The organism is Alsobacter sp. KACC 23698 (assembly GCF_045348435.1).
Lineage (GTDB): Bacteria > Pseudomonadota > Alphaproteobacteria > Rhizobiales > Beijerinckiaceae > Alsobacter.
The window spans coordinates 1,354,830-1,377,386 of sequence record NZ_CP157484.1 but is presented as its reverse complement, the minus strand read 5'-3'; the positions used below and the strand labels follow the sequence as shown (position 1 = coordinate 1,377,386).

The 22,557-nt window shown below is 65.9% G+C and carries 16 protein-coding genes and 4 pseudogenes; 14 read left to right on the top strand and 6 right to left on the bottom strand.

The genetic code is table 11. The annotated features are described in order from the left end of the window. Nucleotides 1–31: 31 nt before the first annotated feature. Nucleotides 32–1,091 (top strand): annotated as a pseudogene (locus ABEG18_RS06370) (IS256 family transposase); the annotation flags it as partial. Nucleotides 1,092–1,363: 272 nt separating this feature from the next. On the opposite strand, the gene ABEG18_RS06365 reads toward ABEG18_RS06370, so the two are convergent. Together ABEG18_RS06365 and ABEG18_RS06360 are read right to left on the bottom strand one after the other, a co-directional pair. Beyond that, the gene (locus ABEG18_RS06365; RefSeq protein WP_406857248.1) at nt 1,364–2,530 is read right to left on the bottom strand and encodes an IS110 family transposase; all 1,167 of its coding nucleotides are present in this window, start codon (nt 2,528–2,530) and stop codon (nt 1,364–1,366) included. A gap of 165 nt (nt 2,531–2,695) precedes the next feature. Beyond that, nucleotides 2,696–3,181, bottom strand: coding sequence for a hypothetical protein (locus tag ABEG18_RS06360; protein WP_406857247.1), 486 nt, complete (start codon nt 3,179–3,181; stop codon nt 2,696–2,698). 1,233 nt (nt 3,182–4,414) lie between these two features. Between ABEG18_RS06360 and ABEG18_RS06355 the strand changes: the two genes are divergently transcribed. The 6 genes from ABEG18_RS06355 (at nt 4,415) to ABEG18_RS06330 (ending at nt 10,123) form a co-directional block, all read left to right on the top strand. Next, on the top strand, nt 4,415–5,383 hold the full coding sequence (locus tag ABEG18_RS06355) for a GIY-YIG nuclease family protein (RefSeq protein WP_406857246.1): 969 nt from the start codon (nt 4,415–4,417) through the stop codon (nt 5,381–5,383). A gap of 135 nt (nt 5,384–5,518) precedes the next feature. Then, a complete protein-coding gene (locus tag ABEG18_RS06350; protein ID WP_406857245.1) occupies nt 5,519–6,070 on the top strand; it encodes a hypothetical protein in 552 nt (183 codons plus the stop codon). 66 nt (nt 6,071–6,136) lie between these two features. Next, the gene (locus tag ABEG18_RS06345; protein WP_406857244.1) at nt 6,137–8,089 is read left to right on the top strand and encodes an AAA family ATPase; all 1,953 of its coding nucleotides are present in this window, start codon (nt 6,137–6,139) and stop codon (nt 8,087–8,089) included. Further along, the gene (locus ABEG18_RS06340; RefSeq protein WP_406857243.1) at nt 8,086–8,520 is read left to right on the top strand and encodes an HNH endonuclease; all 435 of its coding nucleotides are present in this window, start codon (nt 8,086–8,088) and stop codon (nt 8,518–8,520) included. The genes ABEG18_RS06345 and ABEG18_RS06340 overlap by 4 nt, the downstream gene beginning before the upstream one ends. 480 nt (nt 8,521–9,000) lie before the next feature. Next, nucleotides 9,001–9,885: a hypothetical protein gene (locus ABEG18_RS06335; RefSeq protein ID WP_406857242.1), complete on the top strand. Its 885-nt coding sequence runs from the start codon at nt 9,001–9,003 to the stop codon at nt 9,883–9,885. 34 nt (nt 9,886–9,919) lie between these two features. Further along, nucleotides 9,920–10,123, top strand: coding sequence for a hypothetical protein (locus ABEG18_RS06330; RefSeq protein ID WP_406857241.1), 204 nt, complete (start codon nt 9,920–9,922; stop codon nt 10,121–10,123). Nucleotides 10,124–10,135: 12 nt separating this feature from the next. Here the strand turns inward: ABEG18_RS06330 and ABEG18_RS06325 are convergent, their stop codons facing one another. Further along, nucleotides 10,136–11,299 carry a hypothetical protein gene (locus ABEG18_RS06325; protein WP_406857240.1) on the bottom strand — a complete coding sequence of 388 codons (1,164 nt, stop codon included), beginning with the start codon at nt 11,297–11,299 and terminating at the stop codon, nt 10,136–10,138. 524 nt (nt 11,300–11,823) lie between these two features. Here ABEG18_RS06325 and ABEG18_RS06320 point away from each other — a divergent pair. The 3 genes and pseudogenes from ABEG18_RS06320 to ABEG18_RS06310 all read left to right on the top strand — a co-directional run bounded on the left by ABEG18_RS06320 (nt 11,824) and on the right by ABEG18_RS06310 (nt 13,936). Then, nucleotides 11,824–12,585 carry a hypothetical protein gene (locus ABEG18_RS06320; RefSeq protein WP_406857239.1) on the top strand — a complete coding sequence of 254 codons (762 nt, stop codon included), beginning with the start codon at nt 11,824–11,826 and terminating at the stop codon, nt 12,583–12,585. Between the two features lie 47 nt (nt 12,586–12,632). Further along, nucleotides 12,633–13,593, top strand: a pseudogene (locus ABEG18_RS06315) (transposase). Then, nucleotides 13,593–13,936, top strand: a pseudogene (locus tag ABEG18_RS06310) (hypothetical protein). The pseudogenes ABEG18_RS06315 and ABEG18_RS06310 overlap by 1 nt, the downstream one beginning before the upstream one ends. Nucleotides 13,937–13,952: 16 nt before the next feature. On the opposite strand, the gene ABEG18_RS06305 reads toward ABEG18_RS06310, so the two are convergent. Beyond that, nucleotides 13,953–14,537 (bottom strand): hypothetical protein, encoded by a 585-nt coding sequence (locus ABEG18_RS06305; protein WP_406857238.1) that lies wholly within the window; start codon nt 14,535–14,537, stop codon nt 13,953–13,955. An 856-nt stretch (nt 14,538–15,393) separates the two neighbouring features. Between ABEG18_RS06305 and ABEG18_RS06300 the strand changes: the two are divergent. The 3 genes and pseudogenes from ABEG18_RS06300 to ABEG18_RS06290 form a co-directional block, all read left to right on the top strand. Beyond that, nucleotides 15,394–15,555 (top strand): annotated as a pseudogene (locus ABEG18_RS06300) (hypothetical protein); the annotation flags it as partial. 122 nt (nt 15,556–15,677) lie between these two features. Further along, nucleotides 15,678–16,373, top strand: a complete 696-nt coding sequence (locus ABEG18_RS06295; protein ID WP_406857237.1) for a M10 family metallopeptidase C-terminal domain-containing protein — start codon at nt 15,678–15,680, stop codon at nt 16,371–16,373. After that, nucleotides 16,340–16,630, top strand: a complete 291-nt coding sequence (locus ABEG18_RS06290; RefSeq protein WP_406858544.1) for a DUF4214 domain-containing protein — start codon at nt 16,340–16,342, stop codon at nt 16,628–16,630. Before ABEG18_RS06295 ends, ABEG18_RS06290 begins: the two co-directional genes overlap by 34 nt. Nucleotides 16,631–17,088: 458 nt before the next feature. Here ABEG18_RS06290 and ABEG18_RS06285 read toward each other — a convergent pair whose 3' ends face one another. Both ABEG18_RS06285 and ABEG18_RS06280 read right to left on the bottom strand, forming a co-directional pair. Continuing rightward, nucleotides 17,089–17,565, bottom strand: coding sequence for a hypothetical protein (locus ABEG18_RS06285; protein WP_406857236.1), 477 nt, complete (start codon nt 17,563–17,565; stop codon nt 17,089–17,091). 880 nt (nt 17,566–18,445) lie between these two features. Then, nucleotides 18,446–19,540, bottom strand: a complete 1,095-nt coding sequence (locus tag ABEG18_RS06280) for a hypothetical protein (protein WP_406857235.1) — start codon at nt 19,538–19,540, stop codon at nt 18,446–18,448. A gap of 984 nt (nt 19,541–20,524) precedes the next feature. Here ABEG18_RS06280 and ABEG18_RS06275 point away from each other — a divergent pair. Then, nucleotides 20,525–21,337 carry a septal ring lytic transglycosylase RlpA family protein gene (locus tag ABEG18_RS06275; protein ID WP_406857234.1) on the top strand — a complete coding sequence of 271 codons (813 nt, stop codon included), beginning with the start codon at nt 20,525–20,527 and terminating at the stop codon, nt 21,335–21,337. Nucleotides 21,338–22,557 lie beyond the last annotated feature (1,220 nt).

Here is a 22,557-nt window from a genome sequence, read left to right as displayed (position 1 = left end):
GCGACACACGCACCTGACCAGAGGATCACCGATGACCGATGAGATGATGAGCCTTCGCACGCTGATCGAGAAGACCCCCGACGCGGATATCCTGCGGGAGATGATCGGCTTTGCGGCCGAGCGGCTGATGGAGATGGAGGTCGGCGGCCTGACCGGCGCCGGCACCGTGACCGGGCCTGGGAGACACGCGCCGGGACAGTCGAGCTGCGCATCCCCAAGCTTCGCCAGGGCAGCTACTTCCCGGGCTTCCTGGAGCCGCGGCGGCTGGCCGAGAAGGCCCTGACCGCCGTGATCCAGGAAGCCTACGTCCAGGGCATCTCGACGCGCTCGGTCGACGATCTCGTCAAGGCGCTCGGCATGAACGGCATCTCGAAAAGCCGGTCAGCCGGCTGTGCGAAGAGATCGACGGCAAGGTGAAGGCCTTCCTCGAACGGCCGATCGAGGGCGACTGGCCGTACCTGTGGGTCGACGCGACCTGCGTGAAGGTGCGTCGGGCCGGCCGCATCGTCTCGGTGGCCGTCATCGTCGCCGTGGGGGTGAACACCGACGGCCGACGCGAGGTGCTGGGCATGGATATCGGCCCCTCCGAAGCCGAGACCTTCTGGACGGGCTTTCTGCGCAAGCTGGCCCGGCGCGGCCTGCGGGGCGTGAAACTCGTCGTCTCGGATGCCCATGAGGGCCTGAAGGCGGCCGTGGCCAAGGTGCTGACCGCCACCTGGCAGCGTTGCCGGGTGCACTTCATGCGCAACGCCCTGGCCCATGCGGGGCGCAGCGGCCGGCGCGTCGTCTCGGCCTTCATCGCCACGGCCTTCGCCCAGGACGACGCCGAGGCCGCGAGCGCCCAGTGGCGCCGCGTCGCCGACCAACTCCGCCCCAAGGTCCCCAAGCTCGCCGCCTTGATGGACGAGGCGGAGCCCGACGTGCTGGCCTATATGAGCTTCCCGCCGCAGCACCGCACCAAGCTGCATTCGACCAACCCGCTGGAGCGGCTCAACGGCGAGATCAAGAGGCGGACCGAAGTCGTGGGCATCTTCCCCAACGAGGCCGCTATCGTCCGTCTCGTCGGCGCGATTCTATTTTCTAAGTCAAACCTGTTTTCGACCCTATTCTTGCTAGCGATGAGGTGATCAAGGGAGGTTCAACGAGTTCGAGGCTAGCCTGTGGGCGGGGCACGGAACGTGCCGCGACCTTGTATTCGGCTGGCTCGTTCGAGCCTAAACCATGATGCGTCATTCGCATCTGCGCCCGGCTCCACGGCGGTCCCTATCTGGAAAACGGCGTGGAAGCCACCTCATGTTACGGGTTGCCGCTGCCTTGGACTCGTCAGCCCCCTCCAAGAGGCCAATTCTGACGACGCGTTTTCTCACGCGGGCCGCATCTTGAGCCCCTCCAAGATCCCGGCGCCCATCGCCAAACGCCAGAGCGCAACCAGCAGCTTGCGCGCGAGCGCCACGATCAGCGACACGCGCCGCCGGGCGCCTGCCTCTGCAGTTCGCGCCCTAAACCAGCGCACGAGCGCGCAGTCTTTCTGAAAGACCAGAAAGCGCCATGCAAGCTGGACCATGCCTCGGCGAACCCGAGGATTGCCGGCGCGCGACAGACCGCGCTCGCGTCGCTTCGATCCACTCTCGTCCGGCGAGCCGGTCAGACCGGCATAGCGGGCGACGGCGCGTCTATCTCCCAGGTCACGAAGAAAAATCTCGTGGGTGAGCATATCGGCGGTCTCCACGCCGACGCCGACAACGCGGGTGAGCAGTCGAATCATGCCATTCGGCCTTTCTTCGCGGGGAGCGGCCTCGTCGAGGCGGGCCATCCGCTCCTGCTCGATCTCCTTGATCTGGTCCTCGATGAACCGGAGGCGGGTCATGTCGCGGCGCAGCTCCGATTTCGCGAGCGGCGGCAGGGCGGCGCCCTCCGGTGTGCATAAGTCGTCAAGGCGGCCAACAGCTTTGCGGTGCGCCGGATTGAGATCACGAATGCCCAGACGAGCGAGCGACGCCTTCATGCGATTGATGATCCGCGTTCGCTCGCTAACGAGGTTCTCGCGCTCGCGCGTCGGCCGCCTTGCGTCTTCATCTTCGATCGAAGGCGTCACCGCCATGCTGCAATGGCCACGTTCGCCGCGAAGCCACCCCAGCAGGACCCGCAGCAGAAGAGCGACGTCAAGCCGATCCGTCTTGGCGCGGCGACGGTCCCGTGACACAGCCACACTGCTCGCGTGGATGACGTGCGCCTCAGCGCCCCTGGCGGCTAGCCACCGCGCCAGCCAGAACCCATCCCGCCCGGCCTCATATGCGATGACGAGGCGCTCGACGTCATGCCCACATTCCCGACACTCGTCTCGCCAACGATTCACAACCGACAAGAGGCGGTCGGGATCAGGTTCGAGCTTCTTCAGGGGCTGACGTTCGACTCCGGGAAGCGAGCCGCCCACAAGCCAAGTGGATTGGCTCATCTCAATGACGACGACAAGCGTGCTCTCTTGAACGAAGGCCGCGGTCGCGCGGTTGGCAGTGAATGGATGCAGCATGGGCGTCTCCACGTCTCGAAGAGCGCCAGCCTGCCATGGTCCGGCGCACGCCCCATAGCATCTGGAAACCATCGTTCCTCTCGGCGATATCCCACCGTCATCCTGCCCGTGGCGGCAGCCTGACAGACTCGGCTCTGCCCGAGGACGCTGTGCCAGCCAGGCCAGCTATACCATTCCGTGGGACACGACCAAACTGTGCGCGTGGCGGGCACACGGGAGCAAGGCTTGGGCGGGCTGATCAGACTGGTCCGGCAGCCCCGCCGGACGTTCATCGTGCTGGGCATAGCGCTGAAGGCGGCCGAGGATGACGGATAGGGTGGAGGCGTCACGCGCCCATCCCAGGTCGCAGCCCAGGCAACTGTCCCACGCCAGCTTGAAACGCTTCGCATCAATCTTGCCACGCGTGTGGTCCGATGATGTGGGAGCCGCGCCGTGGATCAGAATGATGCAGTTTCGTCTCAGATCGTCATTTCGCTCCTTCGCCTGGCTCTCGGCGAACTGGCGGATGCGTTCGTGACGGCCGAACGCTCGTCGTCGCAGGCGGCCATCGACATGGTGGCGAGCCGGATGCACGACCGCATCGACGCGCTGGCACATCGGCTGGGCGAACGGTCGGAGACGCAGGCGCTCGTGGAGGACGTCTGCGACCATGCGGCCTGCATCCTCGACGAGTTGCGCCGGCGTGTGGAGGACGAGCCGCCGCTGGAGCCAGGCGCGGCCCCCCGCCCGCGGTCCGGCCTGGCGCCAGCCCCCGTCGCAGCGACGCGCACGGCTAGGGAACCGCTTAGCGGCCACGCGACGGCGATCCCAAATCACGCCGCTCGCACTCATGGCGAGGTCAAGGGCAGGGCCGCTATGGGCCTGCCGAGCGCAAGCGATTCCCCCCATCGCGCCGGGGGTGAGCGAGCCGTCGCATTGACCTTCGCCGGTCGCCCGACGACAGGTCCCGCCGCGGAGCCGCAAGAACCTAATCTTGTTTCAGCGCGATGAACGCCGGCACCCGACTTCGGGCCTCGCTTGCGCGTCGCAGTATCTGAGAAGCCGAGGTCCCTGTGTTATCGAACGCGGCGAGGGCGGCCGGGATGTCCACGACCGCGCGACCCGCCGTGCGGATCGCCCGCTTGATCCCAACGCCTTCATGAAAAGCATGCTCCTTGGCGTCCCCTACGATGCCGTCGCCCTTCCGCCAGACCAGCGGCGCAGTCCGACGCGTCCCGCGCAGCGCCAAGCAGTCGCGGTTCGGCCGCTCGCCCGTCTTGGCTGAGGCATTTCACGCTCGGCCACCGAAGGCAGCGCGCCGCGGCAGAGTGCTTTCCGGCTTCGACGAGCGCCCACCGCGGCATCCACGCCCAATCGCAAAGTCGGCCTGCTTGAGCCAAGGTCGCCATGGCCTCGTTCAAAGCACACTTGAAGCTTCAGCAGGCTGGCCAAACGTGCATTGGGCTTCGGCCGATGGCCTGTTCCGCAAATGTTTCTCTACCGCTTTGGGCGTAGGTTAACCATCGACGAAAGGATGACCCTGTTCGTGAAGGGAATAACTTGATCCTGGCGTTTCGTCGTGGGATTGTGCGTCTGTGATCAGCCGCAGCTGCGGCGTCCGCCTTCGAGGGCGGCCGCCGCCGGCGTTCGAGCGCCCGCGGCGGCCTGACCACGCCAACATCTTTAGGAGAGATGTCACCATGGCTGAGCACACTGTTAGCGGCTCTTTGCGCCCCGCGGAAGACCCTTCGCGCCCCGCGGAACACCCGTCCGCCGCTCCCCTGCCCTTCTCCATAGCGTGAGACATCGGCGTCAGGCTTCGGCCTGCCGTCTTCTCAAGTCCCGCGCCGCCTGATCCTTGCCGATGTCATTGGCCCGGATCGGCGCACGCTCATGGAGAATCCCATGTCCACCCGGTCGCCAAGTCGCGGCCAGACCTCCCGTGTCTGGTCCGCAGTCACCTGCCGTCACCATCCCGCATCCCCCGAGGTGCGGATCGTCGACAGCCCGATCACCGGCCTGATGGTGGGCGCCGCCCCGTGGTCGCAGGTCAAGGTTCTCCTCGCTTGCGCCGAATTCCAGCGCCCAGCCATCTATGTGGTCGCAGGATGCCTCGACGGGTCCGCGCAGCCCGCCGCCTATATCGGGCAGACGGTGAGTCCGCGCGATCGCATGGCCGGCCACAAGAGCAAGCCCCGCCTCGCTCCCGAAAGGCTGTCGGTCATCACAATCAGGCCTATCCTTTGCGCGGAGGCCAATGAGGGCCTCTCGTCCTCGGCGCTGAACGCCCTGGAGAAGGCCCTGCACGAGGCGGCGCTGCTGTCCCGCTCGCACGTGATCACCAGCACGCCCCCGAGCGATCGTCAGGTTCAGGCGTCGGATGAAGCTGTGGCGCAGCGCTGGGTCGACGACCTGCATCATCCGCTGATCGACGCCGGGACGCCGATCCTGGAGGCGGGCGTCGCGAACACGCCCTATCGCGACGCATTCGCGCCGGCGCCGTTTGCACGGGCTCCCGCCCGGCCGGTTCGCATTGGCTGGTCGCAGGACTGGCCGACCGACCTGCTTCGTCGCCGCGAGGCCGCGTTTCACGTCCTGGACAAGGACGGCGTCAAGGCGACCGCCGTCCAGTGCGACGGTTGGACCGTCATCCTGGCCGGCTCTCAGGTCCGCAAGGACCCGGCCGGCTTCATCCAGGATGGCCTTGACAGGAAAAGAATCCTCTTGCAAAAGCAGGCCATTCTCCGTCCGGACGAGCGGCGGCCCGAGGTGCTCGATCTCACCGTGCCCATCGCCGTCCCGAGCCTGACGAATGGCGGGCGCCTGATCCTGGGCGACAACTCCCCCAAAAGCGTCTGGCGGCGCCTCGCCTGACCCTCGTTCTTCTTCCGAAGCTTCAAGAGTGCGGCGCCCTGTGGCGGCCGTTGGAGAGACATACCCATGCCTGTCGCCCACACCATCAATCCCGATGTGATCCTTCTCGATCCGCGCACGGCCGCCGAGTATCCCTTGGCGGAGGCCCTCGACCTCCGGCTCGAAGCCGCGCCCGAGGTCCGGGGATGGCGGCCTTCGCCGATGGTCGAGGGCCTTGAGCGTCCCCTCGGACTGTCCGGCGCGGGCCTTGTCGTGCGGCGCATCCGCTTGCAAGCGGGCGCGGTCACTGTCGTGGCCGCCCCCGCTGCGATCTGGCGCTGCGACCCGACCCGCCACAAGCTGCTCAGCCTCAAGAAGGCCGCCGCTGCGGCTGGCGAGCGGGTCATCCTCGTTCCCGACACCGCCGTCCGCCGGCAACCGCAGCTCGCCACCGCGGCGATGGTCGCCGCCAACCGCGGCGAGGCGCCGTCGATCGAAGGCCGCCGCCGCATCGCCGCGGAGATCGAGGCGCGGGGAGGCGTGGCCCCCATGGGCGACCTTGCTGACCTGGTTGGCGAGACCTTCCATCCCGTCCGGGCTTTGCTCGCCCTGCTGGGCGAGCGGTTCATCGCGGTAGATCTCGGGCAGCCGATCAGTTCCGACACGCCCGTGGCGCTTTGGGCTCGTCGGCATCTGCTGGAGTCGTGATGGCCCGACGCGATCTCTCGCACGATCTCCCCGCCGATCCTCTGCCGCAATCAAAGGTGACCGGTCATGACCAAGTCTGAGCGACAAACTGCCGAGAGCTCCAGCCGCTTTGAGGCGAGCGCCGTCTCTCTGGACGACGCTGGCGACGATCTCGGCGATCTCCTCCGTCGCAGTCCTGGCCCGAGCGTGACTTCGGTGGCGCTGCTGGCGGACCAGGCGCTCAAGCGAGCCCTCACGAGACGTGAGCGCCGCCTGCTGCGCAAGAGCGGCGCGCTGGTGGTTCTCTGCAAGGCGCCGAGCGTGGAGTGGATCAGGCCGATGACCGACGCCTTCCTTCGCCTGGCGCCGGGCGCAAGGGTGGTGTCTGGCGACAAGAAGCCGCGCTCCTTCGAGGATCCCGACGGGAACGCGCTCTCACTCATCAATCTGGGGGTCCCGGTCATCGCGGTGACGCACGATTTCGACCTTCTCTCGGCTGTGCTCGTGCGGGCCGCCGACCTGGTTCTGGACATTCCGGGACTGTCGGTCGAGATGGTGGCGGCCGCGATCCGCCGCCTGTCCGGCGCGACGCCGGTCGGCCTAGTCGCGGGGCACATCGCAGGTCTCGACCTTCTGGACGTCGCCGCGGCCTTGCGAAGCGGCTCCAGGGCCAAAGACTGCGTGGCTCGGCTGCTTCGGGCCAGCCAGGCTGTGGCCCCCGGCGAGCTTGCCGCTCCCGTTCTCACGCAACTCGGCGGTTACGGCGAGGCGGGCGACTGGGCGCTCGGTCTCGTGGGCGATGTCGAGCGCGGACGGCGGGACGGAATCGGCGTCCCGCTCGGCTCGGCTCTCTTCTTCGGACCGCCGGGGACCGGCAAGACGATGTTGGCGCGCTCGATCGCCGCCACGGCGGGCGTTCCCTTGCTGACCACCAGCGTCGCCGACTGGTTCTCTCAGTCCGCGGGCTTCCTGGACTCGATCATTAAGGAATACACCCGGTTCTTCGACCGTCTGGAGAGCTCCGGATTCATCGTCGGTTTTATCGACGAACTGGACGCCTTGCCGAGCCGCGCCAAGCTGTCTCCGCGCGGGGCCGACTTCTGGACCAGCGCCATCACGGGCTTCCTTCTGCGTGTGGATCGGCTGCGCGCCAGGAACCCCGCCGCGGTGCTGCTGGCGGCGACGAATTACATCGATAGGGTCGACCCTGCGCTTCTCCGGCCAGGGCGGTTCGACAGGCGCTTTGAGATCCTGCCCCCGGACGAGGACGGCCGCGCGGACATCTTGCGCCACCATGCCGGTCCCGGCCTGAGCGAGGCAGATGCGCGCGTGGTCGCCCGCGTGACCGACGGCGCCACGGGAGCGGTCCTCGCGGGCTATGTGAGGGGGGCGAAACGCCGGGCCGAGGCCGCAGGCCGACCCATGGTCCTGGCCGACCTTATGGCCGAATCGGCGCCGGCGGATCCGCGATCGCCGCAGGAGTTGCGCGCCGTCGCCATTCACGAGGCGGCGCACGCCATCATCGCGTACCGCCTCGGGCTCCAGGTGCCGCGAACCAGCATCATCCGTTCCGGCGACGCCGGCGGGGTCACGCATCTGGCTGTCGACGGGGCTCCGTCCACCCGGGCGCTTGTTGAACTGAGGGTCATTGTGGCGCTCGCCGGCCGCGCTGCGGATATGGCGCTCGGAAATGGACCGGATGGGGGAGCGGCGTCGGACCTCGCCTACGCCACGCGCGTGCTGGCGATCATGCACGCGTGTTGGGGGCTCGGCGAGACCCTCACCGTCCGGGCCAGGCCCGCCGACATCGACCGCAACCTGACGCTCGATCCCACCCTGGCGCGGACGGTGGAGGCCGACCTGGCGCGATTGCTGGGCGACGCCGTCCGCTTGGTCGAGGCGAACAGGCGGGCGATCCTGGCCCTGGCCGAGATCCTGCTTAAGCGTCGCGTCGCGGTGGCCGCCGACATCGCCGCCGTCGCGGACCGGCACTGCCCCTCGTGGCGGGGTGAGGCCCCAGGGGCGAGGCGTCCCCGGTGAGAAAGCGTTTCTCGACCAAAACCCGGCTGGCTCTGCTGAAGGCTTCCGGCCACCGGTGTCGGGGCTGCCAAATTGAGCTCCGGCCTGGCGTGGCCTGGGAGGTGGATCACGTCCTTCCGCTTTCGATGGGCGGGGCGGACGCTGTCGACAATCTTCAGATCCTTTGCCGACACTGCCATGGCGACAAGACCCGAGACGACGTAAGCGAGCTCGCCAGATGCATTCGGGTCGAAGCGCGCCACTGGGGAGCGCAGCGCCCCGACAGCCCCCTCCCCTTCGGCCGGCGTTCACAATGGAAGCGCAAACTGACAGGGGAGATCGTCGCCCGCGCAAGTTGGGCGCCCTCCGAGCGAACAGCAGAGCCGCCCGACATTGACGTGCAAGAGGACGTTTTGCGGACCCTTTCGCGCCGCCCGGGCCATTGCGCCTGATGCAGCTCAGCGTCGATGCGCCTTTGGCGATCCGCCACAGGCCGGTGCAGCCCTGGGCATTGGAACTGAGCACCTTGGGTGTGAGTGTAGGAAGGGGTTGCGCGCCAGCGGGCTGCCGTTGCGGTGGAGAGCGGCTTTGACGGGCGCCCTTGACCTGCTGAGGTTCAGAGCGAAGGTGGCCACCCTGCGATCACGGCGCGAGCGGCAAGCAGGGTGGGCGACTTCGATCCGGCCGCATGACGAGCCCTGAGCGCTCCCCAGCGTGAGGCTCTCGCTCCATAGCAAGCGCCATTCTCACCTGGATGGCTGCTGCATGCCGACGAGCTTGGCTGGCCCAGGCGTCAGCTGCCGCCCGATCCATCGTCATCAGCATTTCAGGACAGAGGGGCGGAATTTCAATTTGGGTGGGGTGAGATTGGCCAGAGCTGGGGTCACGGTTGCGGTGCGGCCGAATCGGGCCGCTGAACCGGAGTTCATCCCATGGTCAACAAAATGGCCGAGGCTCGCCCCGAGCCCAAGAAGCTGGTCCTCCCCGAGAACCTGCCCCCCCACAAGAAGCTCGTCTTCCCCAAGAAGCTGGTCCTTATTATCGCTTCAGAGAAGGGCGGGGTCAGAAAGACCACCCTTGGCACGGCGTTGCTGACCACCCTCGCGCTCGCGGGGCTGAACGTGCGCGCTGTCCAGGTGGACCGCCAGGAGCGGCTGGGGGTCATGAGCAACCTGCCTGTGACCACGATCGAGATGCCTGGTGCGGAAGAGATCCGCCGCGACGATCTCGCCGACGCGACCGCCCTTGCGCCGCTGCTCGACATGGTTCTCGACCCCGCGAACGAGGTGGTGGTCATCGACATCGGTTCCAATCTCGACGCGCGCTTCGCCGAGTTCTGGGCCGCCCAGGACCTCGATGAAGAGCTGAGGCAGGCCGAGGTCGCCATCATCGCGTTCGTGCCGCTCCTGCCCGAAGCGGATGCGCTGACGCTCGCTGGCCGCACGGCTGAGCGGCTCACCGCTGTGCTGCCGGACAGTGCGCGCATCGTGTTCGTGGAGGGCCAGACCGGAGCCAGCTACGCTAACCTGTCTGGCGCTGCTGGGACCTTCGTCGACAAAGTCCTCCAGCCGGCCCGGGATCGCGGGGACGCCATCAAACATCCGTTGCTGTACCCGCGGACGATGAGCATTTTGGAACGCGCTCGGCTGAATCCGGCGCAGTTCAGGGAGCGCCCCGTGTCTGAACTCGTCGAGCTGACAGGTGAGCCGACCGCCGTCGTGCGCCAGGTCAGGGCTGACGTGTCCACCTATCTCCATGAGCTGGGCCAGGAGCTCGCCAAGATCTTTCCCTTTCGGAACGGATCTGCTGTGGGCTGAAGCAGCCTCCCGCGCCGCACTGGATCGCAGGGCCATGCTTCGCGGGCTGGAAGTCACCATCCACGAGGATCTCCGTCACCGTCTCTCATTCGTTCGGCTGACGTCGGCGGAGTGTTACCAGCTGATCACGGCGCGAGAACGGGCGGCCTATGATCGAGGCGTTGAAGTCGGTGAAGACCGCGAGCAGCGACGCATGTCGATTTTCGCGCGCCTCATGCGGCTGCTGCAATGGCGTTGACCTGAAAGCGCCCTAATCTGGAGCGAGTTGCCCGACCACTTCCACGGGCAACTCGCTTTTCAGCAGGTCAAGCTCCGGATGGCTCCGATGCGGCCAGACGTCGCGCATCGCCCGAAGCCCATGCAGTGCAAGGTCGTCTGCATCGCTGCTTGGCTCGGGCTTAACCTTCCGGCGCTCATATGCCCCAATCGCCCGATAGGCGTAGGCCATGGGCCGAAGCCATTCGAGGCTGCCGAAAAGCTCGGTCGCGTCGAACTCATACGCGCGAGCCGCCCAGGCGATCTCCGTCCAGGAGGGATTTTGCCAGCGTGAGCCCACAATCTGCGGAGCGATAAAGTTGCGCAGCGTATGATCCGCTCGCTGCTCGGATCGGTCCTGGCGCTCGGCGAGGTGGCGCGCGCGCGCGCGCAGGCGCCATTCCACCAGCAGCTTCAATCTTTTCATGGCCGTGCTGATCAAGGCTGGCGGATGCTCATCATCCCTCCCGGCTAGCCCGCGGCCTTGTTCGTACAATTCATAGGTGAGCTCACGAGCTTTGCCGTGCTGGGACCCGGCGACCTTGGCGCCCTGGTCCTTCAGCCGCTCGGCCAATCGCATGGCGTTCGCCGTCGCCCTATCATCGTGATTGGCTTTTTGATTGACGCTCGATATGGGCAAAAGCGGGCTGATCACCTCCACCAGTTCCTGGAGCGCTTGCTCTTCAGCCTGTTTCCGATTTCGGAACCGAACCGAGTGGTAGCCGGTCCACAAACGGACCAGAACATAAACGTGAGCCGCAAGAGCGTCACCAATTCCCTCTTCGACCGTAGCGCGGCTGGGGATGTGACCCGGGGGATTGGGTTTGTTCTCCCACCGCAGCGCCACGTGGAAAGCAACGCTGTAGGGCGTGTTCTCCACCCGCACAGCGAGGCCTTGATCGACATGGCGATTCAAGCGCTGGAGACTCTCCGCGCTGTTTATGGTCCAGCGCCTAAACCAATGCGCGCCAAATATCGTGGTCAATGCGTCGTATTGGGCTTCAAGGGTCTGCCGGACCGCTGCGATGAGCTCAGGCGTGAGCCGCGTTTGCGGATCGAGGCCCGTCATGGCGACCTGAAGCATGCGGGGGCAGTCCAGGGCGTCAAACAAGGCCTTCCCATCGTGGAAAATCACTGGCGGCTGCGAATGAAACGGCACGAATAAGATTTCCTTGGCAGACCGGTGACGATCTCGATTTGGGTGGGGCGACCCCCCTCGAATGTTCGCCGAATGTCGCCTCCAACCTAGTTCTGGAGGCGGTCGTGTCAAATCCCCCGCAAAACAATAGCCTTGAGCAGTTGCGAAAGTCTTTCGAGGCGTTGTCACCCGCGAGCATCTCGAAGAATGGGCCGACTCATGGTGACTCCTCCAGACTCCCGCTGACTCGCATTGACTCGTTGGGCTCGCCACTTTCCAGCCCGATCTCACAGGCGACGTTCGGAGTAACGGGGGCGCCGGCACGGTCCCACTCCACCCTGGCGCGCTACGAGGTCGTCGCTCAACGGTTGCATCAACGCGCGACGGATAAGGGCGGCGCCGAACGCGGCGATCCCGTAGCCCTCGTGGTTTGGTTTCGGGCCAATCTCCAGAAATGGAGACCCTCAACTCGGCGCCATTACCGCAGCGCGCTCACAACGGTCATGCCAACTCTTATTGACTTCCAGGGGGCTGCCCCGGGCCGGATGACGGACGCTCTGCGCCTGCTCTCCGACGATGCGACTGGCCTCGGACGCCCAGGTTCGTCCTCCCTGCCGCCAGCGACGTCCTCTCACAAGGACAAACTGCTCAACGAGATGGACTGGATGCAGCTTGAGGCGGCTCTGGCGAAAGGGTCCTCGCGATATGATGAGGCGCTCCTGACCTATTTCCGCGCCGCCTGTGCGGCAGGGCTGCGCCCCTGCGAGTGGGCGAAAGCCCGGCTGGACTGGCAAGGAACGCGACACGTCCTCGTCGTTCGAAACGCCAAGGGGACCAACGGGCGCTCCCACGGCCCATACCGGCGTCTCGTCTGGGACGAAGAGGACGATATCGAGCATATCCAAGCCTGGCTAAGTTACGTGTCCCGTGTGCTGAGCGGAACGACAGGTGGCGAGCGCCTCGAGGTGTGGACCACTTACCGCAGAGCGCTGCAGGACAGGTTACGGGCAGTCTGCGATCACCTTTGGCCACGGCGCAAGAGCCACCTGGTTCTCTACAGCGCGAGACACACGTTCACGGCGCGCATTAAGGCGGTGAATGGCACGCGCGAGGTCGCTGCGCTCTTGGGTCACGCCGTCGATGACACGGCGACTCACCACTATGCGAGAGCTTCGAAGGGCTCGCGGCGGCCACCCAACCTCGGCTCGCTCCCCCGCGCCCATATTCGCGACGTCCAACGCGTCCGCGTTACGACGGACAAGGCCGCTATTCCCGAGCGTTCGCGCTCCGCACTTCAGGTCCCTTGATCTAGCAGGCCGTTGAAGAAGTCGCTCGCGAGCGGATCCGAGAGGTGATCTCACTCAAGCATGATCGGCCTGAAGATGATTCGCGGGGTTCGGGCGAGAGAACGGGCGCGCTGTTCAGCTGCGTGGACTTGGAGGCGCGGGTCCGAAAGGATCTTCCGCTGCGGGCGATCCGAGTGGTGGTCAAAGAGGCGCTCGCGGCGATGGAGGCCCATTGGCGCTTTACTCCCGCACGGGACGCCCCTCGATCCCGCACAAGAAGCTGCTGTGGGCCATGCTGCTGCAGGCGTTCTATTCGATCCGCTCCGAGCGGCACGTCATGGAGCGGCTGGAGTCCGATCTGCTGTTTCGATGGTTCGTCGGGCTCGGGATCGACGATCCGGCCTGGGATCATTCGACCTTCTCGACGAACCGGGACCGGTTGCTGAAGGGCGCTGCCGCCGGTCGGTTTCTGAACGCCATCTTGGCTCAGCCCCGGGTGCAGCGGCTCTTGTCCACCGACCAGTTCAGCGTGGACGGGACGCTGGTTCAGGCCTGGGCCTCGATGAAGTGCTTTAAGCCGGTCGACAGGCCAGACGATCAAGACCCGCCTGCGGGCGGGCGCAACGCGGATGCAGACTTCCGGCCCGAGACGCGCTCCAACGCCACGCACGCCCGCACCACCGATCCGGACGCGAAGTTGCATCGCAAGGGGCGGGGCATGGAGACCCGCTCTGCTTCGTTGGCCGCGCGTTGATGGAGAACCGCTCCGGCCTGTTCGTGAACGCCTGCCTGACGCAGGCCAGCGGCCATGCCGGGCGCCCTGGCCGCGTTGGCGATGATCGAAGCCAGCGCCGACCGCCCCATCGCGGTGACGCTCGCCGCCAACATGGGCTCAGCTGGATGAAGACGGTGGCGGGCTTGCGCCGGCCGATGCTGCGCGGCGTCAATCCGGTCGGATGGGCCTTCCCCTTCGCGGCCGCGGCCTACAACCTGGTCTGCCTGCCGCGCCTCCTGGCGGAGCCCGGCTGATGGCCAGGACCTCCGCCATCGCAAAGGCCTTCGCCGGCCGCTGGCGCATCGTCGAGATCGATGTCTGGGACAAAAACGTCCTCGACCTGGCCGAAAAGGCCCATCTCACCTTCGAGGGCGCATAGGACGGCGAGATCGCCTTCGTCGCCGTGAAGGGCTCCTTGAGTCCGCTACGGGCTCACGGGACGGCGCGGCCTGCGCCGAGTTGTCCTGCCAAGGCCACGACGACGGCGACGAAGTCTGCGGCCGCGGCTGGGTCCTGCTCGGAACCGCCGGCCGCCTTTTCGGCCACGTCTTCATCCGTCAGGGCGACCATTCGGGCTTCGTCTGCGAACGGGACTGACTTCTTCAACGCCCTGCTAGCCAAGAGTGCGAAGCTTCGCCCGCCGTCTGGCAATCCGGTCCACCTCCAAGTCCGCATCCGCATCAGCAAACCTGAGACGAGCGCCCTCGCTGGGCGAGCGGGATGATGCTGTGAGCTCACCTGGGCGGCTTGCCGCGCCGCCAGCTTCAACGATCTCTGGCGAGGGCGATTTCCGAGCGGTAACACCGAGTGTCTTTTGACCTTGAATCGCCTTCTCTAAGCGGCGGCACATGCCTCGCAGCGTGGCGGCGCTGACTGCTTCACGTTTTTCAGCTTTCAAGGCGCGCGACAAGATGTCGGCCAGGGTTTGCCAATTGGCCTGCATCGCTCTGGCTGCTTTAATGGCGCCGATTGTTTGCGTCAACGCAGCAGCGAGGGTCGCCGGGCCAAACTCATTGGACAGCGCTTTCCGAAACTCGTTTTCCAGCAACTTTGGATTCATGTCGCCGCCTTCGTCAGATGGGCGTCCGCGCTGGACCTTGCCCAGGTCGCACGAGCCGAACCCGTCGCTCTTCCGATCCCGGTCGGGCACCGACTCACAGCGCGCATGCTTGACCCGCCCTTGGCTCAAATAGGTCACGCCAAAGCTTTATGCGGCCTAAATGGGTCATGCCTCGCATTAGGATTTCGGGGCGGAGGGTTAAGGTGATTGATCGACCATGTTGATAGCAAAGCGCCTAGCCGGTCAACGGATCCAGGTTGCTGTAGCGCTAACGAGCGCAGGTTGGATAAAGCCGCGGTGGAACATGTAAGAGTTGGGCCAAGCGCAGCGTCCTCCACGCCAGCTTGCCTGAAGTGATTGCAGTCGATCCGAATACGTTCCCAGCATCGCGGCAGTTCGACGAAATTGCACGACTGCGCTGGACGGTGGCGCAATGTTGCCTCTTTTCGCGTCCTGGTCCTCGTGCCGGCGGGACGTTGTCCACGCGGTCTTCGGCTGCCGCCAGTCGGCGCAACGCCCCAGCCCTCAGTGATTTCAGCCTGCTGCGGACTGCGCAAGATCTGAAGCCGGTATCAAAACCGTCGCGGACGAACATTCGGCGGTTTTGGCGCCAGGCCTCTCGAGAAGACCTCAACCTTGAGCGCCGCGTCATCACCGGCTCAGCCGCGCGGAAATTTTCCGGGAACAAAAACAGCAACAGCAATGTCGGCAACGGCTTCTTCCCCGACGACAACGGGAACGGGCCGCTGGCCGGCGCGGGGGGGGGGGTGGAGCGTGCCGGTTGCGTCGCTGGGTGGCGCGAAGCCCGTGGACTTTGTCGTGAGCTGGGCACGGGAGAGGGCTCGCTCCAACGGAGGCGTTTGGCTGTCCGCGCAGCGAAACCCGTTCGCGCCTGGCGGCGTGCGGGCCAGAGCCGTCCCGAGAGGGCCGGTTCCTGAGCCTCGCCCCTAAACAGGCCGCCGCGGACGCCGGTAGGGGCGACTGACCTCCGCCAATGAGGCGAAGCTGTCAGCGTCGCGGCGGGCGGTGCGGCCATTCCGGACGGCGCGGGGTCGGTCACCAAAGCTTCACGCTGCAGTCGGGCGTGGCGGTGAAACGGGCGGTGCTGGACCTTGGCCTCAGCCATGGCCGCATGGCCGACCTCGTGGTGGAACTGATCTCGCCGTCCGGAACGACGGCTAAGTTACTCATGATGCGGCCGGGGCCCTCTCGGGGGCCTGGGAGGTCTCCTCCAGCGCCTTCCGGGGCGAAGAGTCCGGCGGCGTCTGGTCCTTGCGGGTGACCGACACGGCCGCCGGAACGGCGGGCGCGCTGTCGGCCGCGACGCTCACCGTGTTCGGCGCGGCCCAGAGCCCGGACGACGTCTATGTCTACACCGACAAGTTCAGCAAGCTGGCCAATGGCTCGCCAAGACCCGCCACGCTGGCCGAGGCCGGCGGGACCGACACGATCAACGCCGCTGCCGTGACGACCTCCGTCACAATCGACCTGGCGCCGGGCGCGACCTCGACGATCGCCGGCCACGCCCTCCAGATCGCCGCCGGAACCGTTTTCGAGACGGCTATTGGCGGCAACGGCGCGGACAAGCTCGTCGGCAACGAAGCCAACAACGTCCTGTTCGGCCGCCGCGGCCACGATACGCTGCTTGGCGGCGACGACGACGACGCGCTGGTCGGCGGCCCGGGATCGGACTTTGTTGACGGCGGGGCCGGCAACGACGTCGCCCTGTTCGCCGGCGCCAACTCCGTCGCCAGCCGCGGCGCGAAAGGCGAAATGATCCTGACCAGCCATGACGGCGAGGTCGACACGCTGGTCAATGTCGAGCGGATCGCCTTCACCAACGCCACGCTGGCCTTGGACAACGACGCCGGCACCGGCCAGATCTTTCGCCTCTCTCACGCCGCGCTCGACCGCACGCCGGAGACCCAGGGCCTGTCCGGCTGGGTCAAGGCGGCCGACCAGGCGCCGCCCTGACCAGCATCGCCCAGGGTTTCGTCTCGTCGGGCGAGTTCCAGCCGCGCTACGGCCAGACGCTCAGCAACGCCGACTATGTCACCGCGCTCTACACGAACGTGTTTGACCGCGCTCCCGACGCCGCCGGTCTAAACGGCTGGACCCACGCCCTTGCCGCCGGCCAGAGCCGCGAAAGCGTGCTGCTCGCCTTCAGCGACAGCGCCGAAATGAAGGCGCAGGTAGCGCCGCAGATCGCCGAGGGCATCTGGCTGGTCTGAAGCGCTGTATCTAGGCGCACTTCGGTAGGCGCACTGACTCGGCAAGGGCCCATGTTGCGAGGAGCACCCTCACGGCGGCGTATCGGTGCTGCATCGGGTGCTCCGAACTGTGGCTGTAGGTGATCTAGCCCCGCCGACTTTGGCGAGAGGCGCGCATTTCGTTCAGAGCCCCGGCTCTTAGCTCCCGCGAGAAGAGGCTGATTTGAATGGCTCTTGGAGCCCTAGCCTGCTGCAGATTTGGAGCTCTATCGATCTGGGCTGAAGCAGCGGACCTCCCGTCTTCGCCTTCGCGGCGGGCACCTCGGAAGGCGCACTGACTCAGCAAGGGCCCATGTTCCTCGCCAGCCCGCCAACCATGACGCAGCAAAGCTCCGCGCCACTAGAGAGCAGGGTCGCTCGGAAAGACTCTTTTTGGCGCCGTGCGACAATCCACTTCCGGTCTGGCCCCCTCAACCGCCCTACCCTCTGCGGCGCCCGATCCGCCAGCGCAGGGAACGCGAGGCGGTTTGGTCCTGCGGCTTTGACTTTCGGTCCCGGGGCTCAGCCGCGAGCCACCAGCACCAACGGCTCTTGTGACGCACGCTGACAAATTCTGGCGATTGCGAAAGGCTGGAGGAGAGCGACGCGCGGGTTGTTGTGCGCCCGCCGAAAACCGGCATGAGCTGGAGCAACTCGTCAATGGGCACCGGCTCGCCCCGGGTCTGCAGGACCCGTTTGGCTGCTCCGGCCTGCGTCACCCGGATAGCCAGTTCCAGAGCTGAGCCTTCGGCCGAATGAGCTTCCCCGATCGGAGCGGCCGCTACACCCTCCTCTACCCTGCGCATTGCGTCTTCCAGGGCAAGCAACATCCGGTAGTCGGCGCTTTGCGTCTTCAAGCGCTGTTGTACCGTATTGCAGAGCAGCTGAAGCGTCTCCTTAGAGATATGGTCGCTCATACCGGCACCCGCTTCATGGAGCGCGATCTCCCCAGTATCCTCCTCCCCCCTCCCCAAAGTCCATGCCGCCCGAAGTCGCATAAAGAGCCCTGATGGCCAGTCCGCATCCGAGCAGCGGGATTGAGAAGCGCAGGCCAGATCGCTTCCCCGTGCCGAGCACGACCGACCCTGTTCGGAACCACGGCGAGCAGCAGCTCAGGCGCGCTCGGATCTTTCCGGAGCCCCCCTCCTATCAGTGGGCCGGGGTGTGTTGAACTTCGCTACATGCTGGCTAGAGCACCCACTCGTGCCCTTTGGGACCGCTGCCTGCCCGACCCCTGAAAAAACGATGCCGCCTGAATACCCAATGTGTGGGCGCGGGGGTCTCTGCCACGATGGGCCAGTTGCAACGCAAGCAGCTTTCGGCCGAGTTGCGCCCTGGCGAGCGCGATACGTTGGTTGACGAGTTCATGACCGCCGCCTCGCGCCAGGGACCGGCCAGGCGATTTGCAGCACGGCGACGTCGGCATCCTGTGTTGGGCGAGCAAACTTCGCCGGTCGAGAGCGCGCTGATCAGACAATTTACGGCGGGGTGCAAAGTCCCGGCGGCGCCTGGAGCTAAGCTCCTGGACAAGGCGTTGCGCGAGCATTCGGCAAATGACCGCAGCCGCCGATATGCCGGCGGAGAAGACCAGACACAACCTGGACCTCAAGCCTCCGCGGCTGGAGGGACTGCGCCCTACTGCGCTCGACGGTCCTTCCATGTGGTCCGACGCAAGTTCGATGTTGTGCCGCGTCCCCGCGTTCAGCTCCGGGCGCATCGTCGCGCGAGACGAAGGCCTGCTGTTCATCTCTGGCGGTAATCTCGATCGGCGAGCGCGATGGACGCGGCCAGGGCGCTTCAATCCACAAACAGCTCGATGTGCTTTTCCACAAGAGCCTGAATGTTGGCGATTCCGAGATTTTGGCCGTAGAGGATTGATTTGTTGTGCGCCTCAGTTCGGCTGGTCGGGATTCGAGTAACGTTTTTTGCATCTGTCTCCAACCATCCGACCAGAAAGCCGCGTTGGAAGTCGTTTTTCAGGCTGGCCACGTCGATCAGCGGCAGGCTGTTCAGGCGAACGGTGACGCCAGGCTCACTGATGAACAAAGCCCCGACAATCGTGTCGACGGGATCGAACTTCTCGACCTCCTCAGAGCCGTTGCTCACGGTTTCCCGCCAGAAGTTGATGGTGGCCGCCATAGCCGCCATCTCGGTGTGGGCTCGCGTGCTCAGCGCGTTGGCGAATTGGTCCGGCAACCCCGGCAAGCGCCCAGATGGAGGCGCACGCAAGGCGACTCCGCCTGGCCCCCTGACGCCGAACTTGGCGAGGTCTTTGATGCCGTCGATCATAAAATCGGTATCGCCGGCACTCTTCAAGGTCGCCCCCACCACGCCGCCCAGTCCGCCGCCCAGGAAAGCCAGCGCGAAGCCGACCATCAGGTCGTTTCTGATCTGCATCGATCGGTCCAGGTCAGCGAGAAATCCGCGGTGGGCCTCATAGGCTTGCGAATAGGATGTGGCGATCTGGCCAAGGAACGCCATGAACAGCATCTGCAATTGCTGCAGCCGGCCGGCGGCGATGTTGCAACGCGCGACAAACGCGTCTTTCTCGTCCTTAGTGGTCAGGAATTTGGACGGTGGGACAACAGGGTCCATCACGTCGCGGGATACGGCGCTCAGGCTGTAAAACTTGCCGTGCATGGTGCACGAACCGCTCCATCTCGCTGTATCGATTGGCATCCGCCAGCGCTCGGTCGTGGCCGAGCCCTTCCACGTCGTGACCAATTGATCGCCCTGCAGCTTCCATGAGCCGCTGCCCGTCATGCCGTTAAGTTCGTCCTTCCAGGCGACTGTACCGTTGCTGTTGAACGTATAAAGCCACACCCACCGATCTTTGTTGTCTTGACACACAACGGTCCAGCGCATGTCTGGCATAGTGAACAGGACGGTCATTGCATGACTCCGCGTCAGCGCCGCTTCATGTTGGGGAATGTGCGTGGAAGCGGCCTACCGCGGGCTGGTGGGTTCGCTCCGCAAGCGCGCTGACGCGCCACTGAGCGCAGAAGGCTTTGCCAATTCACCTTAGCTCGCGGCGCCGAGACCGAAAGTGTCGCCTGTCACATCAAATGCCTGTCCCGACCCAATCGTCAGTCTTCCCGCTCGCGCCTCTGCGTCCAGGGTTAGCCGCCGCGCGCGCCGGAGCACGGCCTCTAGCCATGTGCGACGTCAGACTCACGGCGGCGGCGCAGGTCCGCTCTCGTTGGCGGATCTTCGCGCAACGAGACGCTCTGAGGAGCGCAGCCAAAGCCGCTCCGACGCAGCACGAGCCCGGCCGCAGTTCTTTCCGGCATCGGCAGCGACGTCGAAGCATGTCGGTTGCTGGAGGCGACGGATGCGTCTCGCCTGGCGACTGGGACGCGGCTGCGGTGGCGCGCGTCGCCAAGGCGCTGCGGCCCGGTCGCACCGCGCTTTTCACCACCGGCCAAGCCTGCAACGTGATCGCTCACCGAATCCGGCTCGCTCCCACACGCCGACCTGACCGAGCTGGCGCGCAGCGGCGACCGTCGCGGTGGCCCTGTATGCTGCTCACGGAGATGCCCAGACCCACTGCGCCTTCTCAGACCGGATTCGGCGCCACGGGCGACTGGTTGGGCCCGAAAAGGCGGCCATCATCCGCTCATAATCGTCGTTCGCGAACTCCATACCCAACTCACTCGCGAGCTTGATAACGATAATACGTCCAACGGGCCTGCACCATCTCGCGCAGCAGACTTCCTGGGGCCCTTGAGTCGTCAGGGGTGACGCAGGCCCGGCGTATCGGCGTGCTGGTCGCCCTGCCTGTTCGTCCGGCGGCAATCGCTCATGGCTAGTCAGCGGAACAAAGAGCTGTCTTAAGGTTTCTAGTTGGTCGAGGGGCCGCGAACGGGAGAACGGTCCATGATCAGTTCAAGTTCTGCTGCTCTGATCTTTAACTTATGGCGATCTGCTTTGGTGCTGGCCTTGACGGCCGCCATCGCTCCGCTTCGAGCGGCCGCGCAGGAGGACATGGAGATCGGCGGCTTTGACCGTTTCGACATGGTCCGAACCGTCGCGCCCCAATTCACGCGACCGGACGTCCAGGCCCGGCTGCCAGCCTCCTCCCTATCCAGCGACGATATCTCGCCCATGAGCGGCGCGATCGCGACCGAACCGCGCGCCATTCCCTTCGATGCGCCACGACGGGGTCTCGCGGCCAGCCTGAAGGGGCTTTTCATCGCCCCCGCCGAGGCCGCCACGGCTCAGGCCAAACCCAAAGAGGCCGGTGACTCTATCGGCTCCGAAATCCCTATCGACAACGGGCCGACCACGACGGGGACCCTGACGTTGCCTCTGCAGCCCAATTTGAGGGCCGCGGGCGACAGCCCATTCGCGACCACGCCAAAGACGACTGACGCCGCCGTCCTCTCCCCTGCGCCGCAGGGCAGGCCGTTCGCCCATGGCCGCGCCACCTGGTACCAGCACCCAGGACGCACGGCGAGCGGCGAAGTCTATAATCCTGACGGCCTGACGGGGGCCCATCCGTCCCTGGCCTTCGGGTCCAAGATCCGCGTCGTGAATCAAGACAATGGCCGATCCGTCGTGGTTCGCATCAATGACCGCACCAATGAGCGAGCCAGGGCCAAGAGCGGGTTCACCATCGACCTGTCCCGCGGGGCGGCCCGTGCTCTCAACATCAACGGCGTGGCTCATGTCGCCCTTTTCAGGCTGTAGCCCCGGAGACCAGGTGCGGCGTCGCGGCATAGCCATTTCGGACCGCTCGGGATCCAAGCCCGGCCAGGAGAGCACGTGGGTTAACGCGGGCGCGGCCGACTAACCATCGTGAATCGTTACCACTGAATTGCAATTTCGCCCTTCCGATTTTCCGGCAAGAATAGATCCAGTGTTCTGTTGAACGCAGACATGAGGGCGTGCGGATGCTCCGATCTGTCCTGACGGCTGCGATCTTCGCGGCGGCGTGCGGCTCTGCAGAAGCAGAGATCCTGGTCGACCAAGCGATGATCGCCGGGGGAGAACTGAGGGTGATGGGACGGCTCAACCCGCCCCGCCAGACCACCGTCGTCCTCGACAAGGTGCACCAGACGCACACGGATCAGAGCGGCCGGTTCATCTTTCGCCTCATCTACCGGCCTTCGAGTTGCATCGTCGACCTGCAGGCGAATGACGAGCAGCGTCAGGCCGTGATTGGGTTCTGCGGGCAGGCGTCAGTCGCCGGCGGAAGCCAAACCGCCGCCCCGGCGGCGACGCTCTCGGGGCCGGCCGGTCCGCCCGGCGTCAAGGGAGATCCGGGTCCGCATGGCGAACCGGGTCTGAAAGGCGATGCAGGTTTGAAAGGCGATCCAGGCGCCGTTGGGCCGCCCGGCCCGGTGGGAGCGGCTGGCCCTAAAGGCGATCCGGGGCCGAAAGGCGATCCAGGCGCGGCGGGGCCGCCTGGCGCGCCCGGACCGGCCGGACCTCGAGGCGAACCCGGTCCTGCCGGTCCCGTCGGCCCCGCGGGCCCGCCTGGACCTCCTGGCGTGGACGGCTCGGGAGCGAGCACCGCCTTGGGCCCGGCCGGTTCTGCCGGGCCGCAGGGCGCGGACGGACCTCCGGGCCCCCCCGGTCCGCAAGGTCCGCAAGGGTTAGCCGGCTATCAAGGGCCGCAGGGCCCACAGGGCGCGCAAGGCGCAAAGGGCGATCCTGGCCCGGCCGGGCCGATCGGGCCCGCCGGAGCGGCTGGCGCTCCGGGGCCGGTCGGACCGCAAGGGCCGCCTGGACCGCCCGGCGCCAACGGCCTTGCGGGCGTCTCCGGGACGCCACTACGCGTACTGGTGCAACACTGCGCCGCGGCCATGACGTGCACGGCGCGATGCGGCGAGGACGAATACCCTGTGAATGGCACCTGCCAGCGTGGCGTGCCGGCCAGAATGGACGAGACCAGCGTCTATTGCTTC

Bases quoted from the DNA above. Each gene is read 5' to 3' on its own strand.
- ABEG18_RS06365 (WP_406857248.1), bottom strand. From the start codon at position 2,530: ATGCTGCATCCATTCACTGCCAACCGCGCGACCGCGGCCTTCGTTCAA.
- ABEG18_RS06360 (WP_406857247.1), bottom strand. From the start codon at position 3,181: ATGGTCGCAGACGTCCTCCACGAGCGCCTGCGTCTCCGACCGTTCGCC.
- ABEG18_RS06355 (WP_406857246.1), top strand. From the start codon at position 4,415: ATGTCCACCCGGTCGCCAAGTCGCGGCCAGACCTCCCGTGTCTGGTCC.
- ABEG18_RS06345 (WP_406857244.1), top strand. From the start codon at position 6,137: ATGACCAAGTCTGAGCGACAAACTGCCGAGAGCTCCAGCCGCTTTGAG.
- ABEG18_RS06335 (WP_406857242.1), top strand. From the start codon at position 9,001: ATGGTCAACAAAATGGCCGAGGCTCGCCCCGAGCCCAAGAAGCTGGTC.
- ABEG18_RS06330 (WP_406857241.1), top strand. From the start codon at position 9,920: ATGCTTCGCGGGCTGGAAGTCACCATCCACGAGGATCTCCGTCACCGT.
- ABEG18_RS06320 (WP_406857239.1), top strand. From the start codon at position 11,824: ATGACGGACGCTCTGCGCCTGCTCTCCGACGATGCGACTGGCCTCGGA.
- ABEG18_RS06285 (WP_406857236.1), bottom strand. From the start codon at position 17,565: ATGAGCGACCATATCTCTAAGGAGACGCTTCAGCTGCTCTGCAATACG.
- ABEG18_RS06280 (WP_406857235.1), bottom strand. From the start codon at position 19,540: ATGACCGTCCTGTTCACTATGCCAGACATGCGCTGGACCGTTGTGTGT.
- ABEG18_RS06275 (WP_406857234.1), top strand. From the start codon at position 20,525: ATGATCAGTTCAAGTTCTGCTGCTCTGATCTTTAACTTATGGCGATCT.